This window comes from Jiangella anatolica (assembly GCF_003236295.1).
GTDB lineage: Bacteria > Actinomycetota > Actinomycetes > Jiangellales > Jiangellaceae > Jiangella > Jiangella anatolica.
In genome coordinates this window covers 96624-114709 of sequence record NZ_POTW01000003.1, presented here as the reverse complement: position 1 = coordinate 114709, position 18086 = coordinate 96624, and the positions used below count along the sequence as shown (strand labels likewise).

General features: G+C 72.1%; 17 protein-coding genes. 2 read left to right on the top strand and 15 right to left on the bottom strand.

What is annotated here, in order from left to right; genetic code table 11:
• Positions 1 to 248: 248 nt before the first annotated feature.
• Complete coding sequence (locus C1I92_RS02075) at positions 249 to 746, bottom strand: winged helix-turn-helix transcriptional regulator (RefSeq protein WP_111252991.1); 498 nt, start codon at positions 744 to 746, stop codon at positions 249 to 251.
• 95 nt (positions 747 to 841) lie between these two features.
• Here C1I92_RS02075 and C1I92_RS02070 point away from each other — a divergent pair, with 95 nt between their 5' ends.
• A complete protein-coding gene (locus C1I92_RS02070) occupies positions 842 to 1303 on the top strand; it encodes a nuclear transport factor 2 family protein (RefSeq protein ID WP_111252990.1) in 462 nt (153 codons plus the stop codon).
• Here C1I92_RS02070 and C1I92_RS02065 read toward each other — a convergent pair.
• Positions 1260 to 2162: an alpha/beta hydrolase gene (locus tag C1I92_RS02065; protein ID WP_111253034.1), complete on the bottom strand. Its 903-nt coding sequence runs from the start codon at positions 2160 to 2162 to the stop codon at positions 1260 to 1262. The two genes, C1I92_RS02070 and C1I92_RS02065, sit on opposite strands and share 44 nt — an antisense overlap.
• 123 nt (positions 2163 to 2285) lie before the next feature.
• On the opposite strand from C1I92_RS02065, the gene C1I92_RS02060 reads away from it, so the two are divergent.
• On the top strand, positions 2286 to 2843 hold the full coding sequence (locus C1I92_RS02060; protein ID WP_199520867.1) for a TetR/AcrR family transcriptional regulator: 558 nt from the start codon (positions 2286 to 2288) through the stop codon (positions 2841 to 2843).
• On the opposite strand, the gene C1I92_RS02055 is transcribed toward C1I92_RS02060, so the two are convergent.
• From C1I92_RS02055 to C1I92_RS01995, 13 genes are all read right to left on the bottom strand, one after another.
• On the bottom strand, positions 2832 to 4199 hold the full coding sequence (locus C1I92_RS02055) for a glycoside hydrolase family 32 protein (protein ID WP_111252988.1): 1368 nt from the start codon (positions 4197 to 4199) through the stop codon (positions 2832 to 2834). The genes C1I92_RS02060 and C1I92_RS02055 overlap by 12 nt on opposite strands.
• Positions 4196 to 5572 carry a glycoside hydrolase family 172 protein gene (locus C1I92_RS02050; protein ID WP_199520866.1) on the bottom strand — a complete coding sequence of 459 codons (1377 nt, stop codon included), beginning with the start codon at positions 5570 to 5572 and terminating at the stop codon, positions 4196 to 4198. The genes C1I92_RS02055 and C1I92_RS02050 overlap by 4 nt, the downstream gene beginning before the upstream one ends.
• Positions 5573 to 5584: 12 nt before the next feature.
• Complete coding sequence (locus C1I92_RS02045) at positions 5585 to 6448, bottom strand: carbohydrate ABC transporter permease (RefSeq protein ID WP_438940515.1); 864 nt, start codon at positions 6446 to 6448, stop codon at positions 5585 to 5587.
• Positions 6438 to 7388: a carbohydrate ABC transporter permease gene (locus C1I92_RS02040; protein WP_111253031.1), complete on the bottom strand. Its 951-nt coding sequence runs from the start codon at positions 7386 to 7388 to the stop codon at positions 6438 to 6440. The genes C1I92_RS02045 and C1I92_RS02040 overlap by 11 nt, the downstream gene beginning before the upstream one ends.
• Before the next feature lie 8 nt (positions 7389 to 7396).
• Entirely contained in the window at positions 7397 to 8806 is a 1410-nt protein-coding gene (locus tag C1I92_RS02035; RefSeq protein WP_111253030.1) for an ABC transporter substrate-binding protein, read from the bottom strand.
• Positions 8807 to 8823: 17 nt separating this feature from the next.
• Complete coding sequence (locus tag C1I92_RS02030; RefSeq protein WP_111252987.1) at positions 8824 to 9852, bottom strand: LacI family DNA-binding transcriptional regulator; 1029 nt, start codon at positions 9850 to 9852, stop codon at positions 8824 to 8826.
• 88 nt (positions 9853 to 9940) lie between these two features.
• A complete protein-coding gene (locus tag C1I92_RS02025; RefSeq protein WP_111252986.1) occupies positions 9941 to 11422 on the bottom strand; it encodes a glycoside hydrolase family 32 protein in 1482 nt (493 codons plus the stop codon).
• A gap of 10 nt (positions 11423 to 11432) precedes the next feature.
• On the bottom strand, positions 11433 to 12362 hold the full coding sequence (locus C1I92_RS02020) for a PfkB family carbohydrate kinase (protein ID WP_111252985.1): 930 nt from the start codon (positions 12360 to 12362) through the stop codon (positions 11433 to 11435).
• Positions 12359 to 13387 (bottom strand): LacI family DNA-binding transcriptional regulator, encoded by a 1029-nt coding sequence (locus C1I92_RS02015; RefSeq protein WP_111252984.1) that lies wholly within the window; start codon positions 13385 to 13387, stop codon positions 12359 to 12361. The genes C1I92_RS02020 and C1I92_RS02015 overlap by 4 nt, the downstream gene beginning before the upstream one ends.
• A gap of 39 nt (positions 13388 to 13426) precedes the next feature.
• Positions 13427 to 14314: a carbohydrate ABC transporter permease gene (locus C1I92_RS02010; protein WP_369124065.1), complete on the bottom strand. Its 888-nt coding sequence runs from the start codon at positions 14312 to 14314 to the stop codon at positions 13427 to 13429.
• 2 nt (positions 14315 to 14316) lie between these two features.
• Positions 14317 to 15204, bottom strand: a complete 888-nt coding sequence (locus C1I92_RS02005; RefSeq protein WP_111252982.1) for a carbohydrate ABC transporter permease — start codon at positions 15202 to 15204, stop codon at positions 14317 to 14319.
• Between the two features lie 14 nt (positions 15205 to 15218).
• Positions 15219 to 16565, bottom strand: coding sequence for an ABC transporter substrate-binding protein (locus C1I92_RS02000; RefSeq protein WP_111252981.1), 1347 nt, complete (start codon positions 16563 to 16565; stop codon positions 15219 to 15221).
• A gap of 19 nt (positions 16566 to 16584) precedes the next feature.
• Entirely contained in the window at positions 16585 to 18042 is a 1458-nt protein-coding gene (locus tag C1I92_RS01995) for a family 43 glycosylhydrolase (RefSeq protein ID WP_111252980.1), read from the bottom strand.
• Positions 18043 to 18086: the final 44 nt, after the last annotated feature.

Below are 18086 nucleotides of genomic sequence, written 5' to 3'. Positions count from 1 at the left end.
GGGCGCTCCACGAGAGGGGCCGGCAGGCGGGGGGCGCCGTACAGGCCCGAGACACGAATGCTCGACTGGTCGAGCAAGGACAACTCGGCAACTCCTCATTGACTCCGCACACCGCTGAGAGTCGAGCACGCCCTTCGCGCACGCGGGCTGCCGCACAACTCCGAGCGGCCGTTCCCATAGAAGAGGGCACCGCGGCGCTCGTCAGCACGCCATCCCGGTAAATGTGACCACGATCACAGTGACCCGCTCTACGCGCTTGCGGCCAGCCGTTCGGCGATGACGGCGGTGCCCGGGGCGTGCCGCCCGCCGGGCCCGGGACGGACCGTGACGGTGTCATCGGTCAGCGGTCCGCCGCACGTGTCACACACGACGGTGGGCACCGTGACCTCGCCGCAGCCGGCGTGGACCAGGAGCATCGGCGGCCCGTCCGGCGCCAGATGCCGGTCGCCCCACGCCATCAGCGCGACCACGACGCCGTAGAGATCGTGGCCGGCCTCGGTGAGGCGGTACTCGTGCCGCACCGGCGCGTCCCGGTAGGCCTCGCGCGTCACCAGGCCCGCCGTCACGAGCCGGTTCAGCCGGTCGGCCAGGACATTGGTGGCCACACCGAGGTCACGGCGCAGCTCGTCGTACTTGGTCAGGCCGAGGTAGAGATCGCGCAGGACGAGCAGCGCCCACGGGTCGCCGACGACTCCCGCCGCCCGCGCCACCGAACAGGAGATACCGGCGAAACGATCACGGTCCATGACCCCAGAATAGTCACTTGCAGTCAGCAAGTAACGCGGCATAGGCTCCCGACAAGGCAGCTTGCAGACAGCAAGTCACGCGTGGGCCGGGAGGGATGGCCGTGTACCACGCGATCGTCAGAGCGAAGGTGCGGCGGCTCTGGACCCGCATCGCCGAGACCGGCGACTTCCGGCCCGCGGTGGCTCAGGCGGCTCCCGACGTGCGGTTCCGGTTCGTCGGCGACTCCGCTCTCGGCGCGGACCTCACCGGGCGGGAGGAGTTCGCCCGCTGGTTCGCACGGGCGGCCGAGATCTTGCCCGGGCTGCACCTGGAACCGACCGAGATCCTGGTCAAGGGCTGGCCGTGGAACACGACCGTGGTGGTCAGGCTCGCGATCAGTGCCACCCTGGCCGACGGCAGCGCCTACACCAACGAGGGCGTGCAGTGGGTTCGCATCCGCTGGGGCCGCATGGTCGACGACTACGTCCTCGAGGACACCGCCCGGCTCCGGGACGCACTCGCCCGCACCGCCGCTACCCTCGCGGAGCCGGATGCAGCCGGTCGCGCAGGAAGCTGAGGATCTCGCGGCTGGCGGGCCGGGCGGCCGGCACCAGGCCGGGGGTGCTGAGGAAGGTGTGGGTGGCCCTCGGCCAACAGGTCATTCGCACATGGGTGCCGTCCCCACGGAGCCGTTCGGCGTAGAGACGTCCGTGGTCGGCCACCGGGTCCAGTGCGGCGGTGACGACCAGGGCCGGCGGCAGGTCGGCGAGGCTCTCGAAGCTCAGCGGGGACACGTCGCGCGGGTCGAGCGTCGGCTGCAGACTCAGCTTCCGCCCCGCGCGCAGGCGCGACAGCGGGAGGGTGGGATTGGCGGCGTTCTCGGTGATCGACGGGTAGTCGGTCATGGTCTCGGTCCAGTCCGTGGTCGGGTAGTTGAGCACCTGCGCACGCAGTGGCGGGCCGTCCTTGCGGGCCCGCAACGCGATCAGCGCGGCGATCATGCCGCCGACGCTCTCGCCCATGACGGCCACCGCGGCGGGGTCGATGCCCCAGCCGACGGGGTCGTCGACGATCCGGACGAGCGTGTCGTAGCCGTCGTCGACCGGCTCGGGCAGCGGGTGCTCCGGCGCGAGGCGGTACTCCACCGAGACGACCACCGCCGGGCAGTGCGCCGCGAGCCGGCTGTTGAGCCAGTCGTTCTGTGCGGCGGTGCCCGCGATGAAGGCGCCGCCGTGGAACGAGACGATCAGCGGCAGCCGCCGGTCCGGGCGCTTCGGGCGGTGCACCCGCAGCGTCAGGCGGCGACCCGGAAGATCGATCGTGGCCTGCTCGATGCGGGCGTGACGGTCCGGCCGGCCGGTGACGATGCGGGCGAGCCGGGACGATCCGGCGCGGTTGGCCTGCTCGCGTGCGGCGATCGCCTCGTCGTCGGTCATGGTCTCCCAGTCGCGGGTGTCCCGCAGGATCCGGGTGCCCAGTGGCGCCTTGCCGCTCATGCGTCCTCCCGAAGTCAATTACGCTACTCGCGGTAGCGTAATGCCTCAGGATAGCCTGCCGTGGTGCCGGCCTCCACACCGTCCGCGCCCGGGCGGCCTCGCTCGGACCTGAACGCGACCGTGTTCGCGGCGACGCTGCGCACCGTGCACGAGCTGGGCTATGCCGACGCGACGATGGATCGCATCGCGGCGGCGGCCGGCGTCGCCAAGACGACGATCTACCGCCGATGGCCGTCGAAGGGCGCCCTGATCACCGACTGCGTCGTCGACGCGTTCGGCCCGGAGGCGCCACCGGACGGCGCCACCCGCGAGGATATCGTGTCCTGGCTCGTCCGCGTGATCGTGGCGAAGGTCGGCGAGCCCGGCGTGGGCGCGGCGTTCGCCGGCGTTTTCGTCGACGCCATGAGTGATCCGGGTCTGCGCGACATCCTGGAGACGCGGCTGCAGGAGCCCGGCCGGCTCGTGCTCCAGGAGCTGCTGGGCCAGCCCACAGACCGGGTCCTGCTCCTCGTCGACGTCATCGTCGGAACCGTGCTGCACCGGATGGGCATGACCGGCGCGCCGATGGCCGAGGCCGACGTCGCCGCACTGACCGAGATGGTGCTCCACCTACTCCGCTGACCGCGGGCCGCCGGCGTCGAGCTGCCAGGCCTGAAGGTCGCCGCGCCGTGACGCGCTCAGCCGCACCCGCGGCCGCGCCCAGTACGTTCTCGTGGTCAGAGCGGCGCCCCCGCTGAACACCTCGACCAGCGATCCGTCGACGAACACGCGGACCGGCGCGCCGGCGGGCCGCCGTAACGTGAAGGATCGTTCGCCGCCGATCGGGTCGGCCACCTCGACCGCGAGCCCGTCCGGGCCGGCCCCGACCCGCAGCCGCGCCACGTCGTCGGTCACCGTCCAGCCGTCGCCGTCCGGCGACCCGGCCAGCTCGAGCACGGGCTCGGCCGGCGGGTCACCGGGCCGGAGCTCCGCACGCCGCAGCGCCGTGAGCTCGGCCACCGGCTCCTGGTCGAGCCGGCCGTCGACGACGGTCAGCTGCCGCGGCACCGTCAACGCGCCGACCTGGCCCATCGTCGCCTGGGTCGACGGCTGCACCGCCTCCTGCGCCCAGCCCCACAACAGCGTCCGCCCCGCCGCGTCCGTCGTGACCGCGGGGGCGTAGAACGCGTCGCCCTGATCGAGGATCCCGGCCGGCTCGCCCTGGAAGCGCCCGTCGTGGATCGAGCCGACGAAGCCGGCGGCGTGCGTCAGCGGGCGCGGCGCGCCGGGCACCTGGCAGCTGACCACGAGCGCCACCGACGATCCGGAGACCACGAGCTGCGGGCACTCCCACAGCTCACCGAGATCCAGCCCGCCGGCCCATCGCGGCGCGGCGAAGAAGACACCCCGGTACCGCCAGCGGGAACCGTCCGGCGAGTCGTAACGCAGCACCTGGCCGTGTCGCTCCCCCGCGGTGGTGCCGCTGCCGAGCAGCAGCTGCCAGCCAGAGCCGTCGTGCCAGAGGAACGGGTCGCGGTGGAAGCCGCTGCCGAGCTCGGGCGGCGGTCCGGCCAGCAACGGCTCCGGCTCCTTCGACCAGGTCAGCAGGTCCGGTGAGCCCCAGGCCCGGCAGACCGACTCCACCCGGTCGTCGTCCTCGCCCACGACGCCGGTGTAGTAGATGGCCGGCCGGCCGTCGACGACCCGCAGGCAGCCGGACCAGCAGCCGTCGGCGTCGGGCCCGCCGGGCGACGGCGCCAGCGCCGTGGGGTGGCGGGTCCAGTGCACCAGGTCGGCGGAGCTGACGTGCCCCCAGTGCGGCGGTCCCCACGCCGGCGCCTGCGGGTTGGCCTGGAAGAACAGGTGGTAGCGGCCGTCGAGGTGTACCGGCCCGTTGGGGTCGTTGATCCAGTTCCGGACGCCGGTGACGTGGTACCGAGGCCGCCAGTGATCGGGGGCGACGGCGGTCTCCGCGTGCGCCGGTGCTCGCTGCGTCATCGCAGGCCGTCGAGGTAGGCGGCGCGGATCCGGCGGGCCTGCTCGGCGTTGGCGACCTGACGGGCCCGGGTGTCGCGGGCCCGTCGCTCGAGCCACTCGGCGCGCTTGCGCTCGAACTCGCCCATCCGCTCGTCGCGCTGACGCAGCATCGCCTGGCGGACCTCGTCCAGCCCGGTGCGGCCCGGCGCCACGATGCCGTCCGACGGCGGCGTCCGCGGCCGGCGGGGCAGCCGCTGCTCCACCGGCGGGATGTCCAGCCGGGGGCCGGGCAGCGTCTGGTACCAGTACGCCGTCGACGCCCAGTCGTCGGCGAGGTGGTTGGCGTGCCCGTGCTCCATGGTCACGCGGATGCGCTTGTCGAACCGGACCGGGTCGGCCAGGTGGAACCGGTAGCTGACCTGGTAGCCGGGCACGTCGCCCTCGTGCACGATGGTCCCGCAGAACGGGTACGCGTTGCGCTGCATGCCCCAGGCCTGGTTGAAGTAGTCCTCGCCGCCGGTGCCGTGCATGCTCGGCGGCCAGACGTCGTCGTCGATGAAGATCATGTCGTCGCCCTCGCCCCACCAGGTGCCCGGGAAGTGCGCGACGGAGTGGTTGCAGCCGATGTAGTTGCCGGCGCCCTCGGTCTCGAGGATGACGTAGTTGCCCGCGCCGTCGAGGTTGGGCACCTGCGTCTCCAGGCTGTTCACCTGCAGGTCCGGGCCCCAGCCGTCGCACGGGTTCTCGCGCCGCCAGTGCGCGTGGAAGTACAGCAGGTCGTCGGGCAGCGGGTCGACGTAGAGCTCGTAGTCGACGTAGTAGTACTGCACGTAGGCGACATCGTTCTGGTTCTCGACCTCGATGCGGGCCCGGCTGTTGAACGGCATCGGCAGGTAGCAGTTCAGCGCGGCCGGTCCGCCGAACTTCAGGCGCTCGTCGTCCTTGACCGAGACGGTGAACGGCAGCGACGCGAAGTTGCCCGCGATGGAGTTGCCGACGCAGAAGAAGTCGCCCAGCGGCGCGACGACGCTCGGGTGCTCCTGGTCGTCCCAGTACATCCGGATGATCACCTTGCGGTAGTAGTCCGGGTCGGTGATCTCCCAGTTCACCCCGAGCGCGTTGTGGATCTCCAGCATCGCGACGCCGGCCTGCGTGGGGTCGATGAGCCCGGGCCCGATGATGCGCCGGCAGGTCTGGGTGAACCACAGGTGCGTGATGCAGCCCGGTCCCTCGATGTCGGCGAGCACCGCGGTCTCGCCCGGCATGACGACGAAGGCGTCCTCGTTGCCGCCGGTCTGGTCCCAGCTGGAGACGCGGGCGGAGCGGGCGCGACGACGCTTGGCGACGCGGCCGAGCAGGTCGTCACCGAGGGCGAAGGGGAGGGAATCGGGCACGAGACAGTCCTTTCAGCCTTTGAGTCCGGAGGCCTTGATCGATTCGATGATCTGGCGCTGGAGCACCAGGAAGACGAGCAGCGTGGGGACGGCGGCGAGCAGCGACGCGGCCATCACCAGGTTCCACTCGCCGCCGTACTGGCTCTGGAACGAGGCGATGCCGACCTGCACGACCCACAGGTCGCTGTCGCGGGCGACGGTGAGCGGCCACAGGAAGCTGTTCCACGTGGCCAGGAACGTGATGACGCTCAGCGACGCCAGCATCGGCGCGCTCAGCGGCAGCACGACCTGGGCGAACCGGCGCAGGTAGCCGGCCCCGTCGAGGTCGGCCGCCTCCTCCAGCTCGGTGGGGAACGAGAGGTAGAACTGCCGCATCAGGAAGACCGGGAACGCGGTGAACGCCACCGGCAGGATCAGCCCGGCGTAGCTGTTCGTCAGGCCCATCCGGCTCACCACGTAGAACAGCGGGACCAGGATCACCGGTAGGGCCACCAGCAGCGTCGCGAAGAACATGCCGAACACCACGCCCCGGCCGGGGAAGCGCAACCGGGCCAGCGCGTAGCCGGCCAGCGCCCCGAGGCCGACCAGCAGCACCGTCACGGCGACGGAGGTGAGGAAGCTGTTGAGCAGGTAGCGCGCGAACGGGATGCGGGTGAAGACGGTGACGAGGTTGTCCAGCGTCGGGTTCGCCGGGACGAGGCTCGCCCCGGCCGTCTCCCCCGACGGTTTCAGCGCGCCGGACACCATCCAGATCAGCGGGAACAGCTGCACGAACGCCAGCACGGAGGCCAGGACGACCGCCAGGGCGGTGGAGACCCGCCGCCCGCGCCGTCGCCGGCGCCGTTCGCCGGAGCCGACGGCCGCGTCAGCGGTCAGCGGAGTCAAAGCGGCCCCCCTTCGTCAGCCAGAAGGCGATGCCGGTCAGCGCGATGAGCGCCAGCGCGTACCAGACCGCCATCGCCGAGGCGTAGCCGAACTGGTTGCCGCGGAAGGCCTGCTGGTAGATGTAGTAGATGCCGAGGCTGGTCGAGTTGGCCGGGCCGCCTTCGGTCATCACGAAGATCAGGTCGAACGCCTGCAGCCCCGCCAGCCCGGCGATGGTGGCCAGGACCAGCGCGAAGAACGTCGTCGGCCGCAGCAGCGGCAGCACCACGCTGACCACCGTCCGCGCGTAGCCGGCGCCGTCGAGCTTCGCGGCCTCGAACAGCTCCGACGGGATGTCCTGCAGGCCGCCGAGCAGGATGATCATGTAGAAGCCGACGAAGAACCAGATGCTGATGAACACGACCGTCCACAGCGCGAGGTCCGGATCGCCGAGGAACGACGGCGGCTGCTCCACGCCGAACCGGCGCAGCACGGTGTCCACGACGCCGACCCGGTCGGCCAGCATGTAGCGCCAGATCAGCCCGACGACCACCAGGCTCACCGTGTACGGCGCGAAGAACGCCGCCCGGAAGAACGCCCGCCCGGGCAGGTCGCCGTGCACGAGCAGCGCCATGATCAGTGCCAGGACGTAGAGGCCCGGCACGAAGGCGCCCACGTACAGGAGCGTGACCTTCAGGCTGTTGGTGAACAGCGGGTCGGCGAACATCCGCCGGTAGTTCTCCAGGCCGGCGAACTCCATGCGGCCGAAGCCGTCGGCGGTGGTGAAGCTCAGCCCGAACGCCAGCAGCATCGGCACCAGCACGAAGACGCCCACGCCGATGGCCGACGGCGCCACGAAGGCGTAGCCGGCCAGCGCCTCCCGGCGACGCCGGGACCGGCGCCGCGGCTGCGGCGTGGCAGCGCCGGCCGCGGGCGGACGCTGCAGGGTCATGGCCATGACTACGAGCCCAGCGGCGCGCCGTCGTACCCGGCCAGCGCGGCGTCGATCTGCTCGTGGGCCTGTCCGGCCGCCTCGGCCGGGTCGACGCCGTCGAGCTGCGCGGCCTGGATGGCGTCGGTGACCGCCTTGACCACCTCGGGCGTGAACCGCGGCTCGCCGCGGCCGTACGGGGTGTCGTCGCTGTCGAGGGCGGCCGGGTCGAGCCCGACGACCTCGAACGCGGCGTAGGCCATCAGGGAGTCCTGCTCGAACAGCCCGTCGTCGGCGGCCTTCTGCATCACCGACTTGCGCACCGGCAGGCTCTTCTTGGCGTCGAACGCCCAGGACACCATCCGGTCGACGCTCTCGTCGCCGGACAGCGCCCAGGCGCAGAACTCCGCCGCCGCCTCGGCGTTCGCGCTGTTCTTGTTGACGCAGAACGCCCAGCCGCCCATGTCCGTGACGGGGTCGGCGACGGCCTCGGGGACCGGCAGCGGGAACATGCCGTACTCGAAGTCCGGCGCGCCGGCCTCGAGGAACGAGCCGCCCGCCGTCACCATCTGCGCCATCGCGGCGTAGCCGCTGGCGAGGTTGGCGACGAGGTCGCCGCCACCGCCGCCCTGCATGGTCCGCGGCGCGACGCCCGCGGCGATGGCGTCCTGCCAGAACTGCAGCGCCGCCGCCGCGGCCGGCGAGTCGAACGCCGACGCCAGCCCGCTGTCGTCGACGACGTCGCCGCCGCCCTGCCAGAGGAACGGGTACCAGGTGAAGTTCTGGTAGACGTTCGGGCTGGTCTCGAACAGCACGCCGAACCGGTTGCCGGTGGTGAGGCGCTCGGCGACGGTCAGCAGCTGGTCCCAGGTGGCGGGGATGTCGCCCTCGGACAACCCGGCCTCCTCGAACGCGGCGACGCTGTAGAACATCGTCAGCGGCTCGCTCTCCATCGGGATGCCGTAGACGCGGCCGTCGACCGTCCGGCTGCTCATGGCCGACGCGTAGAAGTCGCCGGCCCCGTCGCCGAGCGCGTCGGTCAGGTCGTAGAGCACGTCGCCGTTGTAGTAGCGCAGGAAGTCGCCGGGACTGATGACGAACATGTCCGGCCCCTCGCCCGCGGAGAACGCGGACTGCAGCTGCGTGCCCTCGATGTACTCCGCAATCGGGATGTAGGTGAGTCGCACCTGCGCGCCGCCGCGGGCGTTCCACTCGTCGGCCAGGTCGGCGAACCAGGTGCTCTGTGCCGCGACGGAGTAGCTGCCGCCCTCCTGCGGCGAGTACCACTGCCAGAAGTCGATGGTGGCGTTGTCGCCGCTGGTGCCGTCGTCGCCGCTGCCGCAGGCGGAGAGCAGGGTGCCCCCGGCCAGGGCGCCGGCTCCGAGGGCCAGCGAGCCGGACAGGAACCGGCGCCGGGTGGGCGTCCACAGAGCGTTCATGAGCTTGGTCCTTTCGGTCACGTGCCCGAGCAGCCGCACGAGCGGCGCAGTCGCAGCTCGGGCGGCAGGACGACCGAGCTGACGTCCCGGTCGGGGTGGGCGATCCGCTCGAAGAGGAGTTCGACGGCGGTCCGTCCCAGCTGGTCCAGTGGCTGGGCCGCGACGCTGAGCGGCGGGTCCAGCAGGTCGAAGAACGGCTGGTCGTCGAAGCCGACGACCGCGATGTCATCCGGCACGCGCAGCCCGAGCCGGCGCACCGCGCGCAGGACACCGAGCGAGAGCAGGCCGTTGGCACAGAACACCGCACTCGGGCGGTCGTCGCCGGTCAGCATCTCCATCGCCAGGCGCTCGCCCAGCTCGAAGGTGCCCTGAACGCCGACGGCGTCGCGCATCTCGCCCTCGACGACGCTGAGCTGGGCGCCGCCGACGGCGTCGATGGCCTCGCGGCAGCCGGCCAGGCGTTCCCGGCTGGGTGTGGCCGCCGTCGTGCCCATGACGGCGGCGATGCTGCGGTGCCCGTGCTCGAGCAGGTGCGCGACGAGCTCCCGCGCGCCGGCACGGTGGTCGACGAGGACGGCGTCGAAGGGATCGTCCTCGACGCGGCGGTCCAGCGTGATCGTGGGGATGCCCTGCTGGCGCAGCTGCGCGAGCGGCCCGATCTCCTCGGCCGAGGGCGCCACGATGACGCCCGCGACGTTCTCCTCGATCAGCAGGTCGAGGTAGAGCCGCTCCTGGTCGAGGTCCTCGTCGGTGTTGCACAGCAGCACCGCGTGCCGCCGCTCGGCGGCGACGCCTTCGACCGTCCGGGCCAGCGAGGCGAAGAACGGGTTCTCGACGTCGGAGATGACCAGGCCGATCGCCTCGGCGCGCTTCTTCCGCAGCGCCCGGGCCGCCCGGTTGGAGCGGTAGCCCAGCGCCTCGGCCGTCCGCCGCACCCGCTCGGCCAGCTCCTCACTCACGCCGATCTCGCCGGCGAGCGCGCGGGACACCGTCGCCGTCGAGACGCCCAGCTCCCTGGCGACGTCCCGATACGTGGGTCCGCTCATGAGGCACTCCCTCGGGCTCCGAACGTAATCGATTGCGTAATCGATTACGCAGACTTTAAGGCCGGGCGAACCCGCCGTCAATACCTCGTCAGGCCCAGATGTCGGTCATCCGCCAGGCGCCGGCCCGCTCCACCCGGCTGCCGCCGGCACGACCGCGCAGCTCGACGCCGCCGGCGTCCGGCCGGGTCGGATAGACGCGCGTCGTGAGGGCGCGCCCGTTGGCGAAGATCTCGACGGCGGAGTGGTCGACGATCACGCGCAGGTCGACCTCGCCGCCCGGGCCGAGGGGGACCGGGCCGCCGCGTGGCGTCGCGTCCACTGACGGGTCCAGGCTGCCGGCCGCGCGGTCGACGGCGATCCGGCCGCCGGGCCCGTCCGCGGCGCGGCTGACGGTGACGACGGTGCGCTCGGCGCCGTCCTCGGTCGCGCGCACGACCAGGTCGACCGCGGCTCCGGGATCGAGCACCAGCCGCGCCTCGACGTCGAACTGGTCGCCGAGCCACAGCCGGCGCGGATCGGCGTCGCCGAGCGGACCGGCCGCGACGGTGACCGGGTCGGTCCGCAGCATGGTCACCTCGGCCGCCGGAGCCAGCGCCGGCCGTCCGTCGGCACCGAGGGTGACGACGCGCGGCAGCGACATCACGCCCGACCAGCCCGCCGCAGCGACGGTCGACTCGTCCCGGCCCTCCTGCAGCCAGCCGAACATGATGCGCCGGTCGTGCTCGTCGCGGAAGGACTGCGGCGCGTAGAAGTAGCGTCCGCCGAGGTCGAGCGGCCCCTGGTGGACGGGCTGGAACCGATCGCCCCGGTAGTCACCGGTCCAGTAGAGCGGGTAGTGCGTGGCGCCCTCGTGCCAGGCCGACGCCACCAGCACGTCGGCGCCGGCCGCCCCGTCCGGGCCCAGCCGGAACAGGTCGACGCACTCCCACATGCTGCCGGACCAGCTCAGGTCGTCGGTGGAGCCGTGGGTGACGTCACCGGTGAGCAGCGGGCCGACGTACTCCCAGCGGCGCAGGTCGGCCGACTCGTACAGCAGGGCCGCGCCGCCCACGCCGCGGATCCCGGAGCCGATGAGCTGGCGCCAGCGCCCGCCCTCCCGCCAGACGCAGTGGTCGCGGAAGGCGGTCAGGTCCAGCCCGTCCGGCGGGCCGGCGATCACCGGGTTGTCCGGGAGCTTCCGCCAGGTCCGCAGGTCCGCCGAACCGGTGGCGACGCACGGAAGCTCGCGACCACCGCGATGGCCGGAGTAGACGATCGTGGGCGTGCCGCCGTCGTCGACGAGCACGCCGGACCAGCAGCCGTCCTCGTCCGGACCGGCGCTCGGCGTCAGTGCCGTCGGCTCGTGCGCCCAGGTCACCAGATCCGCGCTCGTCGCATGCCCCCAATGGATCCGCTCGTGCACCGGGGCGTGCGGATTGTGCTGGTAGAAGAGGTGGTAGGTGCCGTTCCACTGGGTGAGGCCGTTCGGGTCGTTGAGCCAGCCGGCCGGCGGCAGGAAGTGGAACCGCGGCCGCTGCGGGTCGTGCGCGGCCAGCGCGCTCGACGGACCGAGGGTGGACTCATGGGTCACGAGGGCGCTCCTACGGTACGGACGGCGACGGCGGCAGCTCGGCCAGGCGCGGCGGGTCGGCGCCGGGCCGGGCGACGGTCACGGCGGCCACGTCGACGCCGAGCTGCAGCAGGGACGTCAGCGTCGCGCCGTCGATGCCGCGCAGCCGGTCGCGGCGGCCGGCGCCCAGGAGCCCGGCCCGCCCGAGCCCGTGGATCAGCGCCCCCATGAACGAGTCGCCGGCGCCGACGGTGTCGACGACCGCGACCGGCGGCGCCGTCACCCGGACCGGCCCGCTCGCGGCGACGCCGGCGGCGCCGTCGCCACCGAACGTGACCACCACCACCGACGGCCCGGCCGCGAGCCACCGGCGCGCCACGGCCATCGGGTCGGCGCCGGGGAACAGCCAGCCCAGGTCCTCGTCGCTGACCTTGACCACGTCGGCGAGCGCTACGCAGGCCTCGACCCGGTCGCGCACGGCCGCCGGCTCCCCCATCAGCGCCGGGCGCAGGTTCGGGTCGTACGTGACGGTGGCGTGCGGGCGGGCCCGGCGCACCAGCTCGACCACCGCCGGTCCGCCCGGCTCCAGCACCGCGGCGATCGATCCGGTGTGCACGGCGACGACGCCGTCCACCGGCACGTCCGCGGGCAGCCGCCACTCCAGGTCGAACTCGTAGGCCGCCGCGCCGGCCGCGTCGAGCGTCGCGGTCGCCACCGGCGTGCGCGCCGCGCCGTCGCTGCCCGGCACGAGCCGGACACCCGACTCCGCCAGCCAGGACCGGATCGCCGCACCCCGCGCGTCCGCGCCGATCCACGTCGCCAGCCGCGCGTCCCAGCCCAGCCGGCCCAGCGTCAGCGCCACGTTCGCGGGGCTGCCGCCGGGGTGCTCCGCCGCGCCTGCGTCCCGCCGGCGCACCAGGTCGATGAGCGCCTCACCGACCACGAGCACGGGGCCGGTCACACCGAGCTGCGCATGACGGGCGGGCAGGTGATCAGGCGGCGCATCGGCGGCTCCAGCTCGCCGGCCCGCAGGGCCAGCAGCATGCGCACGCCCTCGACGCCGAGCTCGTAGTGCGGCAGCGCGACGGTCGACAGCGGCGGCCGGAGGTGTCCGGCGATGACCTCCTGGTTGTCGAAGCCGACGACGGCGACGTCGCCGGGCACCGACAGGCCGCGCTCACGCAGGGCGTCGTAGAGGCCCATCGCGACGCGGTCGTTGTAGCAGAACACCGCGGTGGGCGGATCGGGCCGATCGAGCAGCGTGGCCGCGGCCGTGTAGCCGCCCTCCTGCTCGGGGTGGACCGCGACCACCAGGTCCGGGTCGAGCGTCAGGCCCCGGTCGGTCAGGGCGCCCTCGTAGCCCGCGAGGCGCCCGAACGTCGCCGGCGCCGGTTCGGTGGAGGTGATGAACGCGATGCGCCGGTGCCCGCGGTCGAGCAGGACCGTGGTGGCCAGGCGCCCGCCCTGGACCTCGTCGGGCACGACGGCGGGCACGTCGGGGTCGTCGGCGTAGCAGTCGACCAGGACGTGCGACAGCTCGCCGAGGCCGGCCGGCGGCTCGACCTTGCGGTGGTACCACGTCGAGTAGAGGACGCCGGTGACCCGGTGCTCGTGCATCATCGCCAGCGCGTTGGCCTCGACGTCGCCCACGCCCTCGGTGTTCGCGACCAGCAGGACGTATCCGTGCCGCCACGCCTCGTCCTGGGCGCCGCGGATGATCTGGCCGGCGAACGGCGTCGTCGCGATGGCGTCGGCGACCAGTCCGATGAAGCTGGACCGGCCGCGGCTGAGCGTCTGGGCCATCGCGTTCGGCCGGTAGCCCAGCTCCTCGACGGCCCGCCAGACGCGTTCCTTGGTGCCGTCGGTCAGCCGCACCCCGGGCTTGTCGTTGACGACGAAGGACACCGTGGCCGACGACACGCCGGCGGCGCGGGCGACGTCCTCGATGGTGACCCTGCGCTCGCCGCGGCGCCGTCTGCTCGTCATCCGTCCCCGCTCCTCTCGTCCCGGTCGATCATCGTCCTCCTATCCCTTGGTGGCGCCGCTCTCCAGGCCGTAGATGATCGCGCGGTTCAGCACGAGGAAGACGAGCAGCAACGGCGTCACGGTGACGCAGACGGCGGCGAACGTCGCCGACCAGTCCGTCGCGCCCATGGCCCCGATGTAGTTCTGCAGGCCGAGCGGGATCGTCTTGAGCTCCTCGGACAGCACGAACGTGTTGGCGAAGACGAAGTCGTTCCAGATGAAGATGCTGTTCACGAACACCACGGTGACGACGGTGTTCACCGACAGCGGCGCAGTGATGCGGAAGAAGACCCGGTACGGCCCCGCTCCGTCCAGCGACGCCGCCTCGTACGTCTCCCGCGGGATGTACTGGAAGAACGACGTGAACAGGTACACCGAGATCGGCAGCGCGAACCCGACCAGCGGCAGGATCATCGACTGGTAGGTGTCCAGCAGGCCGACGCGCGAGTAGTTGATGAACAGCGGCACCAGGGCCACCTGCACCGGCACGATGATCCCGACGAGGAACAGGGCGAGGACGCCGCGGCTGAACCGGAAGCCCAGCACCTGGATCGCGTACGCCGCCATCATGCCCAGCGCCACGATCAGCACGTTGGAGGCCAGCGTGACGATCAGGCTGTTGACGATGTACCGCGGCAGGTCGGCCAGCTCGAACGCCCGGGTGAAGTTCTCCAGGGTGATCGACGACGGCAGCGCGAACGGGTTGCCGGCCGCGAACTCCTGGGCCGGGCGGACGCTGGCGAGGAAGATCCACAGCAGCGGGTAGACCTGGACCGCGACGATGACGGCGACCAGCACCGTCGTCAGGCGCCTGGCGACGGCGAGCCGTCGCGGCGGCCGGCCGCCGGACGCGGGGCGGACGGGCGAGGGGCGGTGGGTGTCGAGCAGGGTCACAGCAGCACACCTCCCCGCCGGCGCAGCAGCCCGACGATCAGCGCGACCGCGGCCACACACTCGACCACGATGAACACCGAGATGGTGCTCGCATAACCGAAGTCGGTGCTGGTGAAGGCCGTCTTGTACATGTACGTGGTGAGCAGCTCCGACGCCTGGCCGGGCCCGCCGTTGGTGAGCAGGTACGGGATGTCGAACCCGCGCAGGCTGTAGGTGGCCGCCATGATCGTCGTGGTGATCCAGACCGGCCGGATGTACGGGAAGCGGACGTGCCGGAAGACCTTCCACGCCGACGCGCCGTCGAGCTTGGCCGCCTCCTCCAGCTCCGCCGGCACTGCCAGGATGGCCGCGTACAGGATCAGCATGTACAGGCCGGTGAACCGCCACCCCTCGGGCACCGACACCGCGGCCAGCACGGTGTTCACGTCCGACAGCCAGGGCCGGGCGAGGCCGTCCAGCCCGACGGCCTGCAGCACCTGGTTGACGAACCCGGTTGGCTCGAAGGAGTAGACGCGCTGGAACAGGAAGCCGATCGCGACCGTCGACACGATGGCCGGCAGCAGGTACAGCGTCTTCACCACCTCCTTGCCGCGGCGCACGTACGTCAGCAGGTTCGCCAGCAGCAGCGCGACGCCGAGCTGGAAGAACAGGCTGATGGCGAGGTAGCCCAGGGCGTTGCCGAACGCCCGCCAGAACACGTCGTCGCCGGTCAGCATCCGGGTGTAGTTGTCAAGGCCGACGAACTGCATGTCGGTGATGCCGTCCCACCGGAAGAAGCTGAGGAACAGCGACTGCCCGACGGGCGCCACCACCGCCACCAGGTACAGCAGCAGCGGCGGGAGGAGGAAGACCAGGACCGACGTCCTGGAGCGGCTGGGCAGCATGCTCGAGCCTCCGGTCAGTCGCCGAAGTAGCGCGGCGCGTTGTCGGCGATGGTCGCGTCGACGGTCTCGATGAACTGGTCGGCGGTGATGTCGCCCTGGGCCAGCAGCGTGAGTTCCTGCTGCAGCCGCGTGTTCGACGTCGGGTCCAGCTGGGTGTCCCACGGCATCGCCACCCGGTCGCCGAGGTTCTCGATCTCCGCCGCCACCTCGGTGAACAGCGGCGACGCGCCTTCAGGCACCGGTGTCTCCTGGCCGATCGTCGGCGAGAACCGGCCCGTGGCGGCGTACCGCGCCGGGTACTCCTGGAGCAGGTAGGTCACGAAGTCCTTCACCAGCGGGTCGAACGTCTGCGCGTTGATCGCCATCCCGATACCGGAGACCACGACGTACTCGTTGTCCTCGGTCACCGCGCCGTCCGCCGTCGGCAGCGTGAAGTAGCCGATGTTGTCCCTGACGTCGGCCGGGAGGTCCGGGCTGGTCAGCGCCGACAGCTCCCACGTGCCCATGTTGTAGACGGCGGCGCGGCCGGTGGTGAACAGGTCGCGGGCGTCGGTGTAGCCCTGCGAGGAGAACCCGTCGGGGAAGCAGCCCGCCGCGCCCAGCGCCTCGATCCACTCCGCCGCGGCCCGGCCCGGCGGGTCGCTCAGGGCCGCCTCGCCCCGCTTGAGCTCGGTGACGTAGTCGGGCCCGGCAAGCCGGAACGGGTAGTACGCCAGATAGCGCTCCAGCGGCCACTGGTCCTGGCCGTCGACGGCGATCGGCACGACGCCCGCATCACGCAGCGGGCCGCACAGGCCGACCATGTCGTCCAGCGTGGCGGGGACCTCGACGCCGGCCTGCTCGAACAGCGCGCGGTTGTACCAGAACACCTCGATCTCGAACTCGAACGGCAGCAGGTACAGCCCGCCGTCGTCGAAGCGCTGGTAGTCCAGCGCGAGCGGCCGGTAGTCGTCGCGCAGGTCCAGCTCCTCGAGCAGGGCCTCGACGTCGACCATCAGGTCCTGGTCGCGCAGCTTGGCCGCGAACGGCGTGGCGTCGGAGTCGAACAGCTCCGGCAGCTCCCGCGCGGCGGCGAGCGTCTCCAGCTTCTGCAGGTACGAGGGCCGGTCGGGCGTCGTCACCAGGTTCAGCGAGAAGCCCGGATGCTGCTCGGCGTAGTCCGCGGCGATCTGCTCGACCGTCGCGATGACGGCGCCGTCGGCGGGCCGGGACAGCAGCCACGAGATCTCCCGCGGCTCGATCTCGCCCTCGACGTCGCCGGGGTCGGTGTTGGAGGACGACGAAGCGCCCCCGCAGGCGGCCAGTGTCAGCGCCGTGGCGATGGCCGCCGCGGTCGCGGCGGCGAAGCGAATGGACCTCATGAGGGACCTCCTGGGGTTCTCATGTGCGGGTAGTGACCGTGATGCCGGTGAAGGACGCAGAGCCCTCGCCGACGAATAGACCGAGCCCGCCCCCGCGCCGGTCGTAGCTGCGGGCGCTCATCGCGACGCGCCCGTCCAGGTAAGCGATGCAGGCCGTGCCGTCCACCACGATGTCGAGCACGTGGCGGCCGGGCGGCAGGTCGCACGGACGCTCCAGCTCGACGGCGTGCGGGACGTCGCCGGAGATCTGCCACTGCATGGGCCCGGTGCGGCGGCGGGGCCAGCGGTCGAACACCATCCGCTGCCGTCGCGGCTCCAGGCGCACGACGTAACCCTCGTCGCCGTCCGCCGAGGTGCGCAGCAGGACGCCGCACTCCGTCGTGCCGGGTGCGATGTCGACGACGACGCTGACCAGGCACTGGTCCGGGAGGTCGTCGTCGGTGACGAGCACCGCGTACGCGTCCGGCGCCTCGGCTCGCCAGCTCGGCCCGTCGCCGGCCCACGTGCCGAGCACGGGCCGGAACACCGTCGGCGTCTCCTGGGCGAACGCGGCCCTGACCTCGCCGGGCAGCGCGACGGCGAGCGTGCCGTCCCGCTGCTGGACGAGCTCGTGGACGGCGAGGTCGCCGGCCCACTGCCAGGCGCCGTCGTCGCGCTCGTCCTCCCGGCTGGGGATCCAGCCGAACGCGAAGCGCCGGCCCGCGTCACCCGCGGTCTTGGCCGCGTAGAAGGCGCGGCCGTCGAGCGCGTCGTGTGCGGGCGCCTGCCACGGACCGTCCGGCGTCCGCGCCATCCGGTACCGCGTGCAGAAGCGGTCGGAGAACTCCGAGTACACGAGGTACCACCAGTCGCCGATCCGGAACACGTCCGGGCACTCGTGCGCGACGTAGAGCGACGGGTCCCAGAACGGCTCCACCGTCGTCCACGACCGCAGGTCGTCCGAGCGGCACTCGGCGATCAGCCCGCGCCGCCGCTCGGGCCCGCTGTCGCGGCGGGCCGCCAGCAGCATCCGCCACGGCTCGCCGGGCGACGTGCGGAAGACGAACGGGTCGCGCCAGTCCCCCGGCTCGTAGCCCGCGCCGGGTGCGCCGAAGGTGTCCTCCGGCAGCTTCGTCCAGCTGCGCATCCCGTCGTCGCTCACCGCGTGCATGACCACCTGGAGCGGCGTCCCGGTCGCCTCGTCGGTGAAGGCGGGGTTGTAGCCGGTGTAGAAGAGGTGATGACGGCCGCCGTCGGCCACGACGCTGCCCGTGTACGCGTTCAGGTCCTGGCTCGACGCGTCACCGTGCGGCAGCGCGACGCCGGCGTCCTCGTACTCCACGAAGTCCCGCGTGCGCACCAGGTTCCACGCCGTCCCCGGCTGCGCCGGATCGCGACGATCGTGCAGGTAGAACAGCCAGTACTCACCCTCGTGATGCAGCGGGATGACATCGCCCACCCATCCCCGGGCCGGCCTGAAGAAGATCGAGTCCGTCATCGTTCCCGTCCGTTTAAGCGCTTAAGTGGTTAAGCGATTAAACG